The sequence below is a fragment of the Bradyrhizobium sp. NBAIM08 genome (assembly GCF_020193935.1).
GTDB lineage: Bacteria > Pseudomonadota > Alphaproteobacteria > Rhizobiales > Xanthobacteraceae > Bradyrhizobium > Bradyrhizobium yuanmingense.
The window spans coordinates 1-408 of record NZ_JADYVR010000898.1; the positions used below are offsets into that span (position 1 = coordinate 1).

Below are 408 nucleotides of genomic sequence, written 5' to 3' on the forward strand. Positions count from 1 at the left end.
CCCGGAAGTCGATCGCCTTGGCGCCGAACTTGAGCTTCATGCGGCCGTCCTGCGGCACGCGCTTCTCGGCGATGTCGAGGCGGGAGATGACCTTGATGCGGGACGAGAGCTTGTCCTTGATGGCGATCGGCGGCTGGGTGATCTCGCGCAGCTCGCCATCCACCCGGAAGCGTACCCGGTAGTGATATTCGTAGGGCTCGAAATGCAGGTCGGAGGCCCGCATGTTGATCGCGTCGATCAACATTTTCTGCAGGAAGCGCACCACCGGCGCGTCCTCGACGTCGCTCCCGGCATCGGCGGCCTCCTGCGGCGCGGTGACGTCGTCGGTGACGTCGAATTCGAAGTCGCCCGAGGACAACGATTCCAGCGCCTCGGCGGCGCTCGCGCCGTTGGCTTCCAGCATGCGGG

General features: G+C 65.7%; 1 protein-coding gene. It reads right to left on the reverse strand.

Translation table 11 applies throughout. The annotated features are described in order from the left end of the window. Positions 1–408: ATPase, T2SS/T4P/T4SS family (locus I6F37_RS42610; protein WP_225154768.1), on the reverse strand; the 408-nt coding region annotated here is incomplete at both ends.